The organism is Serratia sp. szju (genome assembly GCF_044594185.1).
GTDB lineage: Bacteria > Pseudomonadota > Gammaproteobacteria > Enterobacterales > Enterobacteriaceae > Serratia > Serratia bockelmannii.
On sequence record NZ_CP172576.1, the window covers coordinates 1,482,135 to 1,498,831 of the forward strand.

The window sequence follows — 16,697 nt, forward strand, 5'->3', positions numbered from 1 at the left end:
GTATATTGGCGACAGTATGCTGCGAAGTATTTTGCTCTTTAACAATCTGGAACAAGCTGAAAATTGAAACATGACGGCTGAAATTTATCCCTCCGTAGATGTACTGGGATGAAGAGTAACCTGTCATAGAGTCTCTCAAATGTTTGCAGCACGAACGATGGAAACATCTTCGGGTTGTGAGGTTAAGTGACTAAGCGTACACGGTGGATGCCTAGGCAGTCAGAGGCGATGAAGGGCGTGCTAATCTGCGAAAAGCGTCGGTAAGGTGATATGAACCGTTATAACCGGCGATACCCGAATGGGGAAACCCAGTGTGTTTCGACACACTATCATGTCATGAATACATAGTGGCATGAGGCGAACCGGGGGAACTGAAACATCTAAGTACCCCGAGGAAAAGAAATCAACCGAGATTCCCCCAGTAGCGGCGAGCGAACGGGGAGGAGCCCAGAACCTGAATCGGCTTGTGTGTTAGTGGAAGCGTCTGGAAAGTCGCGCAGCAAAGGGTGATAGCCCCGTACACTAAAATGCACAGGTCGTGAGTTCGATGAGTAGGGCGGGACACGTGACATCCTGTCTGAATATGGGGGGACCATCCTCCAAGGCTAAATACTCCTGACTGACCGATAGTGAACCAGTACCGTGAGGGAAAGGCGAAAAGAACCCCGGCGAGGGGAGTGAAATAGAACCTGAAACCGTGTACGTACAAGCAGTGGGAGCACCTTCGTGGTGTGACTGCGTACCTTTTGTATAATGGGTCAGCGACTTATATTTTGTAGCAAGGTTAACCGTATAGGGGAGCCGTAGGGAAACCGAGTCTTAACTGGGCGATTAGTTGCAAGGTATAGACCCGAAACCCGGTGATCTAGCCATGGGCAGGTTGAAGGTTGGGTAACACTAACTGGAGGACCGAACCGACTAATGTTGAAAAATTAGCGGATGACTTGTGGCTGGGGGTGAAAGGCCAATCAAACCGGGAGATAGCTGGTTCTCCCCGAAAGCTATTTAGGTAGCGCCTCGTGAACTCATCTTCGGGGGTAGAGCACTGTTTCGGCTAGGGGGCCATCCCGGCTTACCAAACCGATGCAAACTCCGAATACCGAAGAATGTTATCACGGGAGACACACGGCGGGTGCTAACGTCCGTCGTGAAGAGGGAAACAACCCAGACCGCCAGCTAAGGTCCCAAAGTCATGGTTAAGTGGGAAACGATGTGGGAAGGCATAGACAGCCAGGATGTTGGCTTAGAAGCAGCCATCATTTAAAGAAAGCGTAATAGCTCACTGGTCGAGTCGGCCTGCGCGGAAGATGTAACGGGGCTAAACCATGCACCGAAGCTGCGGCAGCGACGCTTAGGCGTTGTTGGGTAGGGGAGCGTTCTGTAAGCCGTTGAAGGTGGCCTGTGAGGGTTGCTGGAGGTATCAGAAGTGCGAATGCTGACATAAGTAACGATAAAGCGGGTGAAAAGCCCGCTCGCCGGAAGACCAAGGGTTCCTGTCCAACGTTAATCGGGGCAGGGTGAGTCGACCCCTAAGGCGAGGCTGAAAAGCGTAGTCGATGGGAAACAGGTTAATATTCCTGTACTTGGTGTTACTGCGAAGGGGGGACGGAGAAGGCTAGGCTAGCCGGGCGACGGTTGTCCCGGTTTAAGCGTGTAGGGGGTGTGACCTGGTAAATCCGGTTGCATACTAACCCTGAGGCGTGATGACGATGCACTACGGTGCAGAAGTAGTTGATGCCCTGCTTCCAGGAAAATCCTCTAAGCATCAGGTAACATTAAATCGTACCCCAAACCGACACAGGTGGTCAGGTAGAGAATACCAAGGCGCTTGAGAGAACTCGGGTGAAGGAACTAGGCAAAATGGTGCCGTAACTTCGGGAGAAGGCACGCTGGCATGTAGGTGAAGTCCCTTGCGGATGGAGCTGAAGCCAGTCGAAGATACCAGCTGGCTGCAACTGTTTAATAAAAACACAGCACTGTGCAAACACGAAAGTGGACGTATACGGTGTGACGCCTGCCCGGTGCTGGAAGGTTAATTGATGGGGTCAGCCGCAAGGCGAAGCTCTTGATCGAAGCCCCAGTAAACGGCGGCCGTAACTATAACGGTCCTAAGGTAGCGAAATTCCTTGTCGGGTAAGTTCCGACCTGCACGAATGGCGTAATGATGGCCAGGCTGTCTCCACCCGAGACTCAGTGAAATTGAACTCGCTGTGAAGATGCAGTGTACCCGCGGCAAGACGGAAAGACCCCGTGAACCTTTACTATAGCTTGACACTGAACATTGAGCCTTGATGTGTAGGATAGGTGGGAGGCTTTGAAGCGTGGACGCCAGTCTGCGTGGAGCCATCCTTGAAATACCACCCTTTAATGTTTGATGTTCTAACTCGGCCCCATAATCTGGGGTGAGGACAGTGTCTGGTGGGTAGTTTGACTGGGGCGGTCTCCTCCCAAAGAGTAACGGAGGAGCACGAAGGTTAGCTAATCACGGTCGGACATCGTGAGGTTAGTGCAAAGGCATAAGCTAGCTTGACTGCGAGAGTGACGGCTCGAGCAGGTACGAAAGTAGGTCTTAGTGATCCGGTGGTTCTGAATGGAAGGGCCATCGCTCAACGGATAAAAGGTACTCCGGGGATAACAGGCTGATACCGCCCAAGAGTTCATATCGACGGCGGTGTTTGGCACCTCGATGTCGGCTCATCACATCCTGGGGCTGAAGTAGGTCCCAAGGGTATGGCTGTTCGCCATTTAAAGTGGTACGCGAGCTGGGTTTAGAACGTCGTGAGACAGTTCGGTCCCTATCTGCCGTGGGCGTTGGAAGATTGAGAGGGGTTGCTCCTAGTACGAGAGGACCGGAGTGAACGCACCACTGGTGTTCGGGTTGTCATGCCAATGGCATTGCCCGGTAGCTAAGTGCGGAAAAGATAAGCGCTGAAAGCATCTAAGCGCGAAACTTGCCTCAAGATGAGTCTTCCCTGGGCCTTTAAGGCCCCTGAAGGAACGTTTAAGACTAAGACGTTGATAGGCTGGGTGTGTAAGTGCAGCGATGCATTGAGCTAACCAGTACTAATGATCCGTGAGGCTTAACCTTACAACACCGAAGGTGTTTTTAGAGAGATTTTCAGCGAAGTTCCGAGATTGGTTCTGATGGCTTCATGGAAGTGAGGCGGTTGGAATGAAACAGAATTTGCCTGGCGGCAATAGCGCGGTGGTCCCACCTGACCCCATGCCGAACTCAGAAGTGAAACGCCGTAGCGCCGATGGTAGTGTGGGGTCTCCCCATGCGAGAGTAGGACACTGCCAGGCATCAAATTAACGTTATCAGTGTGACGACTGGTAATGCGCAAATCGCAAAGCGCGAATTTGCCGGCATCGAGAGATGCAACGTAAAAGAATCGGTGGAGCGGTAGTTCAGTTGGTTAGAATACCTGCCTGTCACGCAGGGGGTCGCGGGTTCGAGCCCCGTCCGTTCCGCCACTTATTTAATTATGCCTGCTTTATTAGCAGGCATAATGTTAAGCGAGATTTAGGGGCGTAGCTCAGTTGGTAGAGCACCGGTCTCCAAAACCGGGTGTCGCGAGTTCGAGTCTCTCCGCCCCTGCCATATTAAGAACCCTTTGCGAAAGCAAAGGGTTTTTTTTACCTATTATCCCTTCCCTTAGTGCATTCCCGCTTTGGAAAAGAGCGCTTTTGACGCTATATGCCGAGGTTTGCCCGATCCTGGCTGCTTCATGTTCTTCCGAGCTTTACCCTGCACGCCTCCGGATTCTCTTATCGTTTTGCATTATCTTCTCTCAGAAGGCGATGGGCGGCTTTTAGCATGATAGACAGTCATTACCACGATGACGGCATTTAAGGCCGCCATAATGCTTTAGGCTGCGATATTTAAAGGTATTTTAAGTAATTGCCGAATCAAAGGTTGTTGATCGCTGTTTTGCAACCAGACGGCATACAGTGGGCGGACAATCGGCGGGATCTCGGTGGCGGCAAGCAACTGCGGATACTCTTTTTCCCACTGGCTGGGCAGGAAAGCGCATCCGCCTGTGGTTTCCAGCAACTGACGCGTCAGGTGTGCCGAGGTGGTCGTGAGTACCGGCACGTTATCACCTTCCAACATGCGGTTTTCCTGTTGGTGGAAGTCGGCCCCCCATTCCAGCTTGATGTACGGCATGGGGGATTGCTTGTCACGACGCGCGGATGAGAACAGGCGTAATGAGAAATTGCCCAGCTGCTGGCTGGCCAGTTCGTCCATCTTTGGCGGCTCAGTGGTGATCAGTAAATCGAGCTGCCTTTCATGCAGTTGTTTTACCAAAGAGTGCCTTAATGCCACCCTGGCTTCGAGCTGCAGCGCCTCGCGTTGTTGATAGAGCGCCTGCAACCAAGGGGTCAGATAGGCCTCCCACAGCGAAGCGGTAGCGCCGATCGACAACTCGGTGTGTTGCAGCGAACGCACGACCTCCTTCTTCGCCAACTGCCAGGTGTTCATCAGGCTTTCGGCATAGGGCAGAAGCCGCTCACCGGCAGGCGTCAGGCGGATATTATTGCGATGACGGGTAAATAAATTTGCGCCCAGCTGGTTTTCTAACTGACGGATGCGGAAACTGACCGCGGACTGCGTTAAGTACAAAGATTCTGCGGCTCTGCCAAAGTGACGCGTTCTACTGACCTCCAAAAAGGTTTTCAGTAATTCGGTATCCACACCTATCTCCAAAAAAATTTGTCGTTAAGATTTAAATGTTTTGTTTTACACGCTGTCAAGCCTATCTAATACTCCGCGCCATAAACAGCACGGCCATAAGAGAATTAGGAGCGTGTCAGATGGCGGATAGCTTCACCACGACCAATCGTTTTTTTGATAATAAACATTACCCTCGCGGGTTCTCCCGTCACGGCGATTTCACCATTAAAGAGGCGCAATTGCTAGAGCGTTTCGGCTACGCGTTTAACGAGCTGGACTCGGGTAAACGCCAGCCAGCGACTGAAGAAGAACAGCTGTTCGTCGCAGTGTGCCGAGGTGAGCGCGAAGCGGCTACCGAGCAGGAAAAAGTATGGGCTAAATATCTGGCGCGCACACGTCGCCCGAAGAAATTCCATACTCTGTCTGGCGGTAAACCGCAGGCTGACGCAGTGGAAGATTACAGCGACAGCGAAGACTAAAGACGATGGGGCCTGCGGGCCCCATTTTCATTCCAGACTACGGTGCAGCTGTAACAACAGACGGTCCATACTGCGATAGCCCAGCGCTTCGCTGAGGTGGCGCCTGTCGATCTCAGTATCTCCCGCCAAATCCGCCAGCGTGCGAGCCACTTTCAGGATGCGCTGCCAGGCGCGTACCGATAGCCCTAACGCGTTTAATGTCGCTTCCAAAAACTCGGCGTCTGCCGGCTGCAACACGCAATCCCGTTCTACTTCGCGGTTGCTCAACAGCGCATTGACTTTACCGGCGCGTTCGAGCTGGCGGGCGCGTGCCAGTCGCACTCTTTCCTGAACCAGCTCACTGCTTTCTCCCTGCGTTTGCCGCTTACTGAGCGTACCCGGCGGCAACAGCGGCACTTCGATAGACAGATCGAAACGGTCGAGAAAAGGCCCTGACAACCGGGCCAGATAGCGCAACACCTGCTGCGGTGAGGCGCGGTTGTGCAACCCCTGATAATGCCCTGTCGGGCTGGGGTTCATTGCCGCGATCAACTGTACTCTGGCAGGGAAACAGACCTTGGCGTTGGCGCGTGAAATCACGATCTCGCCGGATTCCAACGGCTCGCGCAGCGCATCCAGGACCTTACGCTCGAATTCCGGTAGCTCATCCAGAAACAGCACGCCGTTATGCGCCATCGAGATCTCGCCCGGACGCGGCAGTGAGCCGCCGCCGACCAATGCCGCCATCGATGCGCTGTGATGCGGCGCGCGAAACGGCCTCTGGCGCCATGGCAGAGCGCTCAGAACAGGGTGTTGCAAGCTGGCGATCGCCAGGCTTTCCAGCGCCTCAGGCTCCGTCAGCGGCGGCAGTAAGCCCGTCAGTCGGCTGGCCAGCATGGTTTTGCCTGTGCCCGGCGGCCCAATCAGCAGCAGGTTATGCCCGCCGGCGGCGGCGATCTCCAGCGCCCGCTTGGCCTGCTCCTGGCCGATGATGTCGCGCAGATCGGCGTTTTCGTACGCATTGCCGGCTGCGGGGGGTGTGACGGCCACCGGCAGTTCGCCCTGGCCGAGTAAAAAAGCACAGACCTCCAACAGGTGTTGGGCGGTATGGGATTGTGACTGTGCGATCAGGCCGACCTCGGCGGCGTTGTCCGTCGACAGGATCAATTGTCGCCCGGCGTCAGCCGCCGCCAGCGCCGCCGGGATGGCGCCTCTGACCGCACGCAGTGCGCCGGACAGCGCGAGCTCGCCAAGAAACTCGTAGCGTGCCAACGGTGCGAGGGGCAGTTGCTCGGAGGCGGCGAGGATCGCCAGCGCTATCGGCAGATCGTAACGCCCGCCTTCTTTCGGCAGATCGGCCGGTGCCAAATTGACGGTGATGCGCCGGGCGGGAAAGGTGAAACCGTTGTTGATCAGGGCGCTGCGCACCCGATCGCGCGCCTCTTTTACCGTGGTTTCCGGCAGACCGACCAGCGTCAGGCCGGGCAGGCCATTGCTGATATGCACCTCCACCGTCACGGAAGGGGCTTGAACGCCGATGATGGCGCGGCTATAGATTACCGCCAGTGACATATCGCTCTCCTTGCTGAGGGCGGCATGATGCGCGATTTATCCAGGTACCGCGCGGCGTTCTTGGCATTTTTTCCATGAAACTCGCAGCATAATCACTGATTTTCATCGAATTGAACGAGATTGTGCGAACCGCCTCGCAACCTGCGGCAATACCCATTAACAATTCGCTGAAGGCTGCAACACATTAGCGGCCCATACGCATTGCAACCATAGGGTTAACGGGTGTATTTAACAATTGATTAAAAGAAAAATCACTTCTTTAACACACTCCGACCGCCGCCGCAGTCTGCCCGGCAGCCGCTAAACCTCCTGACTTCGTACTCTACGGTAGGGATAACACTATGTTTGGTTGGACCCCGCTGCAACGCAACGCGGCAATTGCCAGTTTTTCAAGCTGGACGCTCGACGCTTTCGATTTTTTCGTGCTGGTATTTTTACTCAGCGACATCGCGCAATCTTTTCACGTCGGTCTGGAACAGGTCACGTTGGCTATTCTGCTCACGCTGGCGGTGCGCCCGATCGGCGCGCTGATCTTCGGGCGTGCGGCGGAAAAATATGGCCGCAAACCGATCCTGATGCTGAATATCGTCTTCTTTTCGGTGTTTGAGCTGCTCTCCGCCGCCGCGCCCTCGTTGACGGTCTTCTTGCTGTTACGAGTGTTGTACGGCGTTGCGATGGGCGGTATCTGGGGTGTGGCGTCGTCATTGGCGATGGAAACCATACCGGACCGCTCGCGCGGCCTGATGTCGGGCATTTTCCAGGCCGGCTATCCGTTCGGTTATCTGCTGGCGGCGGTGGTGTACGGCCTGCTGTTCGAAACGGTCGGCTGGCGCGGCATGTTCGTCATCGGCGCGGCGCCGATCCTGCTGCTGCCGTTTATTTATTATTGCGTGCAGGAGTCGCCGGTGTGGCTGGCGGCACGTGAGCGCAAAGAAAGTACGGCTTTATTGCCGGTGTTGAAGAGCCACTGGAAGCTATGCTGCTATCTGGTGCTGCTGATGGCGGCGTTCAATTTCTTCTCTCACGGCACGCAGGATCTGTATCCGGTGTTTCTGAAAGTTCAGCACGGTTTCGACCCTAAAACCGTCAGTATCATCGCCATTAGCTACAATATCGCGTCAATTATCGGTGGCGTTTTCTTCGGTTCGTTATCGGAAAAAATCGGTCGTAAAAAAGCGATCATTATCGCCGCATTGCTGGCCTTACCGGTGATCCCATTGTGGGCATTTTCCAGCGGTTCGCTAATGTTGGGGATCGGCGCTTTCCTAATGCAATTCATGGTGCAGGGCGCCTGGGGCGTAGTGCCGACCTACCTGACCGAGCTGGTGCCGGCCAACACCCGCGCGGTGCTGCCGGGGTTCGTGTATCAGTTGGGCAACCTGATCGCCTCGGTCAACGCCACACTGCAAGCCACCATCGCCGAGCATCATGGGCATAATTACGGCCTGGCGATGGCGATCGTCGCCGGTACGGTGGCGGTGGCGATCGCCCTGTTGGTGTTCTTCGGCAAGGATACGCGCGGTAAGGCGATCACCGACGCGGTGAAAAATCCGGGCGTGCGCGCCAACGTGTGAAAGAGAAGCGATTCGCATGAGGTATGACCAGATTGCGCCGAATAATAACGCAAAAAAAGTGTTGTCATGTCGCGCGCGGCTGTGGTACCTCTGTAAGCATTAGTTCTGAATGAGCACAGTGAACAAACCCATTATGAAAGCCTTTGCCCAAGTGATTAGCCTAGTCGTGATTAGCGTGGTGGTGATTATTATCCCACCGTGCGGGGCTGCACTTGGACGAAGAAAGGCTTAGCAAACAAGCCGGAATCGCAAGAGAACCCCCGCACCGTCAGGTCCGGGGGTTTTTTATTGGCAAGAGAAAAGTGGAGCAAGGGGCAGAACATGAAAAACAGAACAAAATCCTGCGATTTTCGAAGTAAGGCGGGGAAATAACCATGAATGGCGCTCAGTGGGTAGTTCAAGCGTTGCGTACGCAGGGGGTGGATACCGTATTCGGCTATCCGGGCGGGGCAATCATGCCGGTGTACGATGCGCTGTACGACGGCGGCGTGGAACACCTGCTGTGCCGCCATGAACAGGGCGCCGCTATGGCCGCCATCGGCTACGCCCGCGCCACCGGCAAAGTCGGTGTCTGTATCGCCACTTCCGGCCCCGGCGCCACCAACCTGATCACCGGCCTGGCTGATGCGCTGCTCGATTCCGTTCCCGTTGTCGCCATCACCGGTCAGGTGGGGTCCGCGCTGATCGGCACCGATGCCTTTCAGGAGATCGATGTTCTCGGCCTGTCTCTGGCCTGCACCAAGCACAGCTTCCTGGTGGAATCGCTGGACGCCTTGCCGGGCATCATGGCGGAAGCGTTCGCCATCGCCGCTGGCGGCCGTCCCGGCCCGGTGCTGATCGATATCCCGAAAGACATCCAGCTGGCGCAGGGCGACCTGCATCCGCACCTGATGCCGGTCGATGAAGCGCCGGCGTTCCCGGCGGCGGCGTTGGCAGAGGCGGCCGAGCTGCTGGCGCAGGCGCACAAACCGATGCTGTACGTCGGCGGCGGCGTGGGCATGGCCCAGGCGGTGCCGGCGCTGCGCGAGTTCATCGCCGTGACCCGCATGCCGAACGTCGCCACCCTGAAGGGGCTGGGCGCGCCGGATGCGCAAGATCCGCTGTACCTCGGTATGCTGGGCATGCACGGCACCAAGGCTGCCAACCTGGCGGTGCAGGAGTGCGATCTGCTGATCGCCGTCGGCGCGCGTTTCGATGACCGCGTGACCGGCAGGCTGAACGCCTTCGCGCCGCACGCCAAAGTGATCCACATGGATATCGACCCGGCGGAGATGAGCAAGCTGCGCCAGGCGCATGTCGCCCTGCAAGGCGATTTGAAAACGTTGCTGCCGGCGTTGCAGCGCCCGCTGAACATCGCCGCCTGGCAGCAGCAGGTGATAGCGCTGAAAGCCGAGCACGTCTGCCGCTACGATCACCCCGGCCAGCCGATCTACGCGCCGCTGTTCTTGCGCCAGCTGTCCGCCCGCAAGCCGGCCAACAGCGTGGTGACCACCGACGTCGGCCAGCACCAGATGTGGAGCGCGCAGCACATGACGTTCGAGCGCCCGGAGAATTTCATCACCTCCAGCGGCCTCGGCACCATGGGGTTCGGCGTGCCGGCGGCGGTCGGGGCCCAGATCGCGCGTCCGCAAGATACGGTGATCTGCGTCTCGGGCGATGGTTCCTTCATGATGAACGTGCAGGAACTGGGCACTATCAAGCGCAAACGGCTGCCGCTGAAGATCGTGCTGCTGGACAACCAGCGTCTCGGAATGGTGCGCCAATGGCAGCAGCTGTTCTTCGACGGCCGCTACAGCGAAACCAACCTGTCCGATAACCCCGACTTCCTGATGCTGGCCGCCGCCTTCGGCATTCCCGGCCAGCGCATCAGCCGCAAGGATCAGGTGGAGGGCGCGCTCGAGGCGCTGTTCAACACCGAAGGCCCTTATCTGCTGCAGGTCTCTATCGACGAACTCGAAAACGTCTGGCCGCTGGTGCCGCCGGGCGCCGGTAACGAAACCATGTTGGAGGAAATATCATGATGCAGCATCAACTCTCGATCCAGGCGCGTTTTCGCCCCGAAATGTTAGAGCGCGTATTGCGGGTCGTGCGTCATCGCGGCTTTCAGGTTTGTGCTATGAATATGGTTTCCCCGACCAACGCCGACAGCATCAATATCGAATTGACCGTTGCCAGCCCGCGTCCGGTCGCCCTGTTGTCATCTCAGTTAAGCAAACTGCTGGACGTCTCCTGCGTCGAGATCCAGCAGCCAACATCACAACAAATACGCGCCTGAGGCGCCGAGAAGGATAAATAACAATGACAAAGAAAGCCGATTACATTTGGTTCAATGGTGAGATGGTTCCTTGGGCCGAGGCCAAAGTGCACGTGATGTCGCACGCGCTGCATTACGGCACGTCGGTATTTGAAGGCGTACGCTGCTACGACTCGCATTTGGGGCCGGTGGTATTCCGTCATCGCGAGCATATGCAGCGCCTGCACGACTCGGCGAAAATCTACCGCATGCCGGTTTCGCAAAGCGTTGACGAGCTGATGGAAGCCTGCCGCGCCACGCTGCGCAAGAACAACCTGGTCAGCGCGTACATTCGCCCGCTGGTGTTCGTCGGCGATGTCGGCATGGGCGTCAACCCGCCGGCCGGTTACAAAACGGACGTGATTATCGCGGCGTTTCCTTGGGGCGCTTATCTGGGTGAAGAAGCGCTGGATCAAGGCATCGATGCGATGGTCTCCTCCTGGCACCGCGTCGCACCAAACACGATCCCCACTGCGGCCAAGGCCGGCGGTAACTATCTTTCCTCCCTGCTGGTGGGCAGCGAAGCGCGTCGCCACGGCTATCAGGAAGGCATCGCGCTCGACGTGCACGGCTACATTTCCGAAGGGGCGGGCGAGAACCTGTTTGAAGTGAAAGACGGCGTGATTTACACCCCGCCGTTCACCTCTTCGGCATTGCCGGGCATCACCCGTGACGCGATCATCAAGCTGGCGAAAGACATGGGCTTCGAAGTGCGTGAGCAGGTGCTGTCTCGCGAATCGCTGTACCTGGCCGACGAAGTGTTCATGTCCGGCACTGCGGCGGAGATTACGCCGGTACGCAGCGTGGACGGCATTCAGGTCGGCATCGGCAAATGCGGCCCGGTGACCAAACAGATCCAACAGGCGTTCTTCGGCCTGTTCAACGGCAAGACCGAAGACAAATACGGTTGGCTGGATCCGGTAAACCCGTAACGACAAGGCTCGCCGCGCCGCGTGGCGGACGACAAGACAGACAAGATAAGAATATCCAGGCGGTTCGTTCGCCGCCTGTCATAAATACATTTGGAGTGAAAAGAGCATGCCTAAGTACCGTTCCGCCACCACCACCCATGGCCGCAATATGGCGGGTGCCCGCGCATTGTGGCGCGCGACCGGGATGACCGACGCCGATTTCGGCAAGCCGATCATCGCCGTGGTCAACTCCTTTACCCAGTTCGTGCCGGGCCACGTGCATCTGCGCGATCTGGGCAAACTGGTCGCCGAACAGATCGAAGCCTCCGGCGGCGTGGCCAAAGAGTTCAACACCATCGCGGTGGATGACGGCATCGCCATGGGCCACGGCGGCATGCTCTATTCCTTGCCGTCGCGCGAGCTGATCGCCGACTCGGTCGAATACATGGTGAACGCCCACTGCGCCGACGCGATGGTGTGCATCTCCAACTGCGACAAGATCACCCCGGGCATGCTGATGGCGGCGTTGCGCCTGAACATTCCGGTGATCTTCGTTTCCGGCGGCCCGATGGAAGCTGGCAAAACCAAACTCTCCAACCAGATCATCAAGTTGGATCTGGTAGACGCGATGATCCAGGGCGCGAACCCGAACGTCAGCGACGCCGACAGCGAGCAGATCGAGCGTTCCGCCTGCCCGACCTGCGGCTCCTGCTCCGGCATGTTTACCGCCAACTCGATGAACTGCCTGACCGAAGCGCTGGGCCTGTCGCAGCCGGGCAACGGCTCGCTGCTGGCCACCCACGCCGATCGCAAGGAACTGTTCCTCAACGCCGGCAAGCGCATCGTCGAGCTGACCAAACGCTATTACGAGCAGGATGACGAAAGCGCGCTGCCGCGCAATATCGCCAACAAGGCGGCGTTTGAAAACGCCATGACGCTGGACATCGCCATGGGCGGCTCGACCAACACCGTGCTGCACCTGCTGGCTTCGGCGCAGGAAGGCGAGGTGGACTTCACCATGGAAGACATCGATCGCCTGTCGCGCAAAGTGCCGCACCTGTGCAAGGTGGCGCCGAGCACGCAGAAATATCACATGGAAGACGTGCACCGCGCCGGCGGCGTGATCGGCATCCTCGGCGAGCTGGACCGCGCCGGCTTGCTGAACCGCGAGGTGAACAACGTGTTGGGGCTGACCCTGCCGCAGACGCTGGAAGCTTACGACGTGATGCTGACCCGCGACGAAAGCGTCAAGAAAATGTACTCCGCCGGGCCGGCCGGTATCCGCACCACGCAGGCATTCTCTCAGGATTGCCGCTGGGATTCGCTGGACACCGACCGCAAGGAAGGCTGCATCCGCACCCGTGAGCACGCCTACAGTCAGGACGGCGGGTTGGCGGTACTGTACGGCAACCTGGCGGAAAACGGCTGCATCGTCAAAACTGCCGGCGTGGACAAAGAAATCCTCACCTTCCGCGGCCCGGCCAAAGTGTATGAAAGCCAGGACGACGCGGTAGAAGCGATCCTCGGCGGCAAAGTGGTGGCGGGCGACGTAGTGGTGATTCGCTACGAAGGGCCGAAAGGCGGGCCGGGCATGCAGGAAATGCTTTACCCAACCACCTACCTGAAATCGATGGGGCTGGGCAAGGCGTGTGCGCTGATCACCGACGGGCGTTTCTCCGGCGGCACCTCCGGGTTGTCCATCGGCCACGCTTCGCCGGAAGCGGCCAACGGCGGCCTGATCGCCCTGGTGCAGGACGGCGACATGATCGCGATCGACATTCCTCATCGCGGCATCCAGCTGGATGTCAGCGAGCAGGAGTTGGCGGCGCGGCATGAGGCGGAACTGGCGCGCGGCGACGCGGCCTGGACGCCGAAAAACCGTGAACGTCAGGTATCCTTCGCGCTGCGCGCCTACGCCTCGTTGGCCACCAGCGCCGACAAAGGCGCGGTGCGCGACAAGAGCAAACTGGGGGGATAAGCAGCATGGCGGTCTCTCAACCCCTACCCAGCGCCCCCTGCGGCGCGGAATATCTGCGAGCGGTACTGCGCTCGCCGGTTTACGAGGTGGCGCAAGTCACCCCGTTGCAGGCCATGAGCAAAATCTCTTCGCGCCTCGGCAACACCATTTTGGTGAAGCGCGAAGATCGCCAGCCGGTGCACAGCTTCAAGCTGCGCGGGGCCTATGCGATGATTGCCGGGCTGGACGAAGAGCAGAAGGCGCGCGGCGTCGTGACGGCTTCGGCCGGCAACCACGCGCAGGGCGTCGCCTTCTCCGGTAAACGGCTGGGCATCAAAACGCTGATCGTGATGCCGGTGTCCACCGCGGACATCAAGGTGGATGCGGTGCGCGGCTTCGGCGGCGAAGTGTTGCTGCACGGCGCCAATTTCGACGAGGCCAAAGCGAAGGCAATCGAGCTTTCCCATCAGCAAGGCATGACCTTCGTGCCGCCGTTCGATCACCCGACGGTGATCGCCGGGCAGGGCACGCTGGCGATGGAGCTGTTGCAGCAAGACGCGCATTTGGATCGGGTCTTCGTGCCGGTCGGCGGCGGCGGCTTGGCCGCCGGGGTGGCAGTGCTGATCAAACAGCTGATGCCGCAGATCAAAGTGATCGGCGTCGAAGCGGAAGACTCCGCCTGCCTGCGCGCGGCGCTGGATGCCGGCCATCCGGTGGATCTGGCGCGCGTCGGGCTGTTCGCCGAAGGCGTGGCGGTGAAGCGCATCGGCGACGAAACGTTCCGCCTGTGCCGTGAGTATCTGGACGACGTGATCACCGTGGACAGCGACGCCATCTGCGCGGCGGTCAAAGATCTGTTCGAGGACGTGCGCGCCATTGCCGAACCTTCCGGCGCGCTGGCTTTGGCGGGGCTGAAAAAGTACGTCCAGCAGCACAATATTCAGGGCGAGCGTCTGGCGCACGTGCTGTCCGGCGCCAACCTCAACTTCCACGGGCTGCGCTACGTTTCCGAGCGCTGCGAACTGGGCGAACAGCGCGAAGCGCTGCTGGCGGTGACCATTCCGGAACAGCAGGGCAGCTTCCTCAAGTTCTGCCAACTGCTGGGCGGCCGCTCGGTGACCGAATTCAACTACCGGTACGCCGATGCCGACAACGCCTGCATTTTCGTCGGCGTGCGGCTGACGCGCGGCCACCCCGAACGGCGGGAGATCATCGACGAACTCAACGCCGACGGTTACCAGGTGGTGGATCTGTCGGACGACGAGATGGCCAAGCTGCACGTGCGCTACATGGTGGGCGGGCGTCCGTCGAAGCCGCTGCGCGAACGGCTGTACAGCTTTGAATTTCCGGAGTCGCCGGGCGCGCTGCTGAAGTTCCTGCAAACGCTGGGCACGCACTGGAACATTTCGCTGTTCCACTATCGCAGCCACGGTACCGACTTCGGCCGGGTGCTGGCGGCCTTCGAGCTGGCGCAATCCGAGCCGGAATTCGAGCGGCACCTGCAGGCGTTGGGCTACGATTGCCACGATGAAACCGACAACCCGGCGTTCCGCTTCTTTTTGCAGGGGTGAGTCGGATTGATAAGTAACCGTGACGCATGAGTCAGTTTATGGGTTGTGCGGTTGTGATTTTGTCGTGCATTTTTATACTGCCAAGACTTCTGACGTATAGGGATGCACGACAATGAAAACTGCTTTTTCTACGCCGTTCGGTTCTCCCGAAGACGATTTGACCAACGCCGAGTTTGCCCGCCTGTTGGGCAATACCGGCGTACAAGAATTCTATCGCGATATTAATCTGCAAGCCTTGCAGGACTCGCTGGACTGCAGCCTCGCCTTTCATGGCGTGGGAATTATTTTTTCCGACGGGCAAAACTCATTTTTAGTCCGCCCGACGCAGCACACCGGTTACTCGAACGCTTCGCAGGTTACCCACGTGGTCATCAGCAAAACGGTGGCTCATACCTCGCGCGTTGCCGCGACCAATACGCTGTCGGAAGCGTTGAGCAAACCCAGCGTCAGCAAAGAGCTGGCCTCGGCCGCGCTGTCGTGTGGAACGCTGCTGGTATCGGTCTTTTTACTGGCGTCGGGCAGCGTCGCCGTGCCATTTACCGGCGGTACCAGCTCAGCGGTGGCTTATCTGGGCTATGCCGGCATGGCCGCCAGCGCGTTGCAGTGCGGTAATGGGCTGTACCGCGTCAACAAGCTTTATGACGGGAAAGGCGATGAATTGGCTCAGCTCGATTCAGAGCAGTGGTATATCGCCACCAGTACCGTGCTCGATGTGATCTCGCTGGCCAGCGCCGGGGCTGCCCTGAAGGAAGCGACGATGACCTATCGTGCCATGCGCCGCATTTCGGCGCGCAAGGCGACGGAGTGGCTGAAAAGCATGCCCCGCAGCGAAAGGAAGCGACTGACCGAAAACATCATTCGGGCGGAAAATCCGGGAATTTCCAACAACGTCTTGAAAGAGATGGTGAAGAACGGCCTGTACCCGAAACGCTACCCGACGGAAGCGATCCAAAACGGGCTGCGCCAGCAATTGCACTCGGCGCTCAATAACGCGTTGACGTTTGTCGGCAGCGGCATCAGCGGCACCCTGTCGGCGCCGGTGAATGTGAAAACCACCGGGCAGTATTTTGTGGGCATTATGCAGAAATTGCCGCAGATGGTGAGGTAATGGCGGAGTGGATGATTAAACGCCTGATCGTGCAGGGTCGGGAGATGGAAAGCCAAATCGCGGCGCGCGATCGCGCACTTTTCGCCGGTGTGGATGCGCAGCTCGAGCAGCATTTCATGACGCCGGGCCAGCGGCTGTCGCCGCCGGGCGTCGGCAATGTCATGTTGCTGATGGTGTGCCTGACGCTGGGGCTGGCGGGCGTGATGGGTCTGGTCACGGATGTGGCGGCCGCCTGGAGCGGCAAGACCTCCGCCGCCGTGTTGATGGGCAGCGGCGCGATCGTGGCGGTGTGGATGACGTTGATCCTGTTCCAACTAGTGCAGGGTAAAAACAGCGGGGTGGTATTGTTGCAATATTACCTTGGCATGCTCGGTCTGTGTTGCCTCGGCGCCGCGGCGGCGTGGGCGGCGGGCATGACCGGCATCGCCACCGGCGCCCTGCTGCTGGGGGGCGTGGTTGGCGGTGCGCTGTTCAGTAACCGGGCGGCGTTCTACCTGTATGTCGCCTATTTCCGCACGCGTCGGCGCGTGTTTATCAAACGCCGTTGGCAGAGGGAAGATCTGCGCAACACCCGATAA

At 58.3% G+C, this 16,697-nt stretch carries 12 protein-coding genes, 2 tRNA genes and 2 rRNA genes; 14 read left to right on the plus strand and 2 right to left on the minus strand.

Going from position 1 to position 16,697, the window contains the following annotated elements:
• The first annotated feature begins 180 nt into the window (after positions 1-180).
• From RE418_RS07060 to RE418_RS07075, 4 genes are all read left to right on the plus strand, one after another.
• Positions 181-3,088 (plus strand): 23S ribosomal RNA (locus RE418_RS07060).
• A 99-nt stretch (positions 3,089-3,187) separates the two neighbouring features.
• Positions 3,188-3,303 (plus strand): 5S ribosomal RNA (rrf, locus tag RE418_RS07065).
• 94 nt (positions 3,304-3,397) lie between these two features.
• Positions 3,398-3,474 (plus strand) — tRNA-Asp (locus RE418_RS07070).
• A 51-nt stretch (positions 3,475-3,525) separates the two neighbouring features.
• Positions 3,526-3,601, plus strand: a tRNA-Trp gene (locus RE418_RS07075).
• Between the two features lie 267 nt (positions 3,602-3,868).
• On the opposite strand, the gene hdfR is transcribed toward RE418_RS07075, so the two are convergent.
• Positions 3,869-4,696, minus strand: coding sequence for an HTH-type transcriptional regulator HdfR (gene hdfR, locus RE418_RS07080; RefSeq protein WP_089181442.1), 828 nt, complete (start codon positions 4,694-4,696; stop codon positions 3,869-3,871).
• 119 nt (positions 4,697-4,815) lie between these two features.
• On the opposite strand from hdfR, the gene RE418_RS07085 reads away from it, so the two are divergent.
• Positions 4,816-5,154: a DUF413 domain-containing protein gene (locus RE418_RS07085; protein WP_004929946.1), complete on the plus strand. Its 339-nt coding sequence runs from the start codon at positions 4,816-4,818 to the stop codon at positions 5,152-5,154.
• Between the two features lie 27 nt (positions 5,155-5,181).
• On the opposite strand, the gene RE418_RS07090 is transcribed toward RE418_RS07085, so the two are convergent.
• Positions 5,182-6,705: a YifB family Mg chelatase-like AAA ATPase gene (locus RE418_RS07090; RefSeq protein WP_089181441.1), complete on the minus strand. Its 1,524-nt coding sequence runs from the start codon at positions 6,703-6,705 to the stop codon at positions 5,182-5,184.
• Between the two features lie 341 nt (positions 6,706-7,046).
• Here RE418_RS07090 and RE418_RS07095 point away from each other — a divergent pair, with 341 nt between their 5' ends.
• From RE418_RS07095 to RE418_RS07135, 9 genes are all read left to right on the plus strand, one after another.
• Positions 7,047-8,279 carry an MFS transporter gene (locus RE418_RS07095; protein WP_025304644.1) on the plus strand — a complete coding sequence of 411 codons (1,233 nt, stop codon included), beginning with the start codon at positions 7,047-7,049 and terminating at the stop codon, positions 8,277-8,279.
• Positions 8,280-8,412: 133 nt separating this feature from the next.
• Positions 8,413-8,511 carry an ilv operon leader peptide gene (gene ilvL / locus RE418_RS07100; protein WP_013814970.1) on the plus strand — a complete coding sequence of 33 codons (99 nt, stop codon included), beginning with the start codon at positions 8,413-8,415 and terminating at the stop codon, positions 8,509-8,511.
• A 142-nt stretch (positions 8,512-8,653) separates the two neighbouring features.
• Entirely contained in the window at positions 8,654-10,300 is a 1,647-nt protein-coding gene (ilvG, locus tag RE418_RS07105) for an acetolactate synthase 2 catalytic subunit (protein WP_197765233.1), read from the plus strand.
• On the plus strand, positions 10,297-10,554 hold the full coding sequence (gene ilvM / locus RE418_RS07110) for an acetolactate synthase 2 small subunit (protein WP_049294986.1): 258 nt from the start codon (positions 10,297-10,299) through the stop codon (positions 10,552-10,554). The genes ilvG and ilvM overlap by 4 nt, the downstream gene beginning before the upstream one ends.
• A 23-nt stretch (positions 10,555-10,577) precedes the next feature.
• A complete protein-coding gene (locus tag RE418_RS07115; RefSeq protein WP_049294985.1) occupies positions 10,578-11,504 on the plus strand; it encodes a branched-chain amino acid transaminase in 927 nt (308 codons plus the stop codon).
• Positions 11,505-11,610: 106 nt separating this feature from the next.
• A complete protein-coding gene (gene ilvD, locus RE418_RS07120) occupies positions 11,611-13,461 on the plus strand; it encodes a dihydroxy-acid dehydratase (protein WP_015379395.1) in 1,851 nt (616 codons plus the stop codon).
• A gap of 5 nt (positions 13,462-13,466) precedes the next feature.
• The gene (gene ilvA / locus RE418_RS07125) at positions 13,467-15,011 is read left to right on the plus strand and encodes a threonine ammonia-lyase, biosynthetic (RefSeq protein WP_043142923.1); all 1,545 of its coding nucleotides are present in this window, start codon (positions 13,467-13,469) and stop codon (positions 15,009-15,011) included.
• A gap of 112 nt (positions 15,012-15,123) precedes the next feature.
• Positions 15,124-16,119, plus strand: coding sequence for a hypothetical protein (locus RE418_RS07130; RefSeq protein WP_025304642.1), 996 nt, complete (start codon positions 15,124-15,126; stop codon positions 16,117-16,119).
• Positions 16,119-16,697, plus strand: a complete 579-nt coding sequence (locus RE418_RS07135; protein ID WP_025304641.1) for a hypothetical protein — start codon at positions 16,119-16,121, stop codon at positions 16,695-16,697. Before RE418_RS07130 ends, RE418_RS07135 begins: the two co-directional genes overlap by 1 nt.

Bases quoted from the DNA above. Each gene is read 5' to 3' on its own strand.
- RE418_RS07085 (WP_004929946.1), top strand. From the start codon at position 4,816: ATGGCGGATAGCTTCACCACGACCAATCGTTTTTTTGATAATAAACAT.
- RE418_RS07090 (WP_089181441.1), bottom strand. From the start codon at position 6,705: ATGTCACTGGCGGTAATCTATAGCCGCGCCATCATCGGCGTTCAAGCC.
- RE418_RS07095 (WP_025304644.1), top strand. From the start codon at position 7,047: ATGTTTGGTTGGACCCCGCTGCAACGCAACGCGGCAATTGCCAGTTTT.
- ilvL (WP_013814970.1), top strand. From the start codon at position 8,413: ATGAAAGCCTTTGCCCAAGTGATTAGCCTAGTCGTGATTAGCGTGGTG.
- ilvG (WP_197765233.1), top strand. From the start codon at position 8,654: ATGAATGGCGCTCAGTGGGTAGTTCAAGCGTTGCGTACGCAGGGGGTG.
- ilvM (WP_049294986.1), top strand. From the start codon at position 10,297: ATGATGCAGCATCAACTCTCGATCCAGGCGCGTTTTCGCCCCGAAATG.
- RE418_RS07115 (WP_049294985.1), top strand. From the start codon at position 10,578: ATGACAAAGAAAGCCGATTACATTTGGTTCAATGGTGAGATGGTTCCT.
- ilvD (WP_015379395.1), top strand. From the start codon at position 11,611: ATGCCTAAGTACCGTTCCGCCACCACCACCCATGGCCGCAATATGGCG.
- ilvA (WP_043142923.1), top strand. From the start codon at position 13,467: ATGGCGGTCTCTCAACCCCTACCCAGCGCCCCCTGCGGCGCGGAATAT.
- RE418_RS07130 (WP_025304642.1), top strand. From the start codon at position 15,124: ATGAAAACTGCTTTTTCTACGCCGTTCGGTTCTCCCGAAGACGATTTG.
- RE418_RS07135 (WP_025304641.1), top strand. From the start codon at position 16,119: ATGGCGGAGTGGATGATTAAACGCCTGATCGTGCAGGGTCGGGAGATG.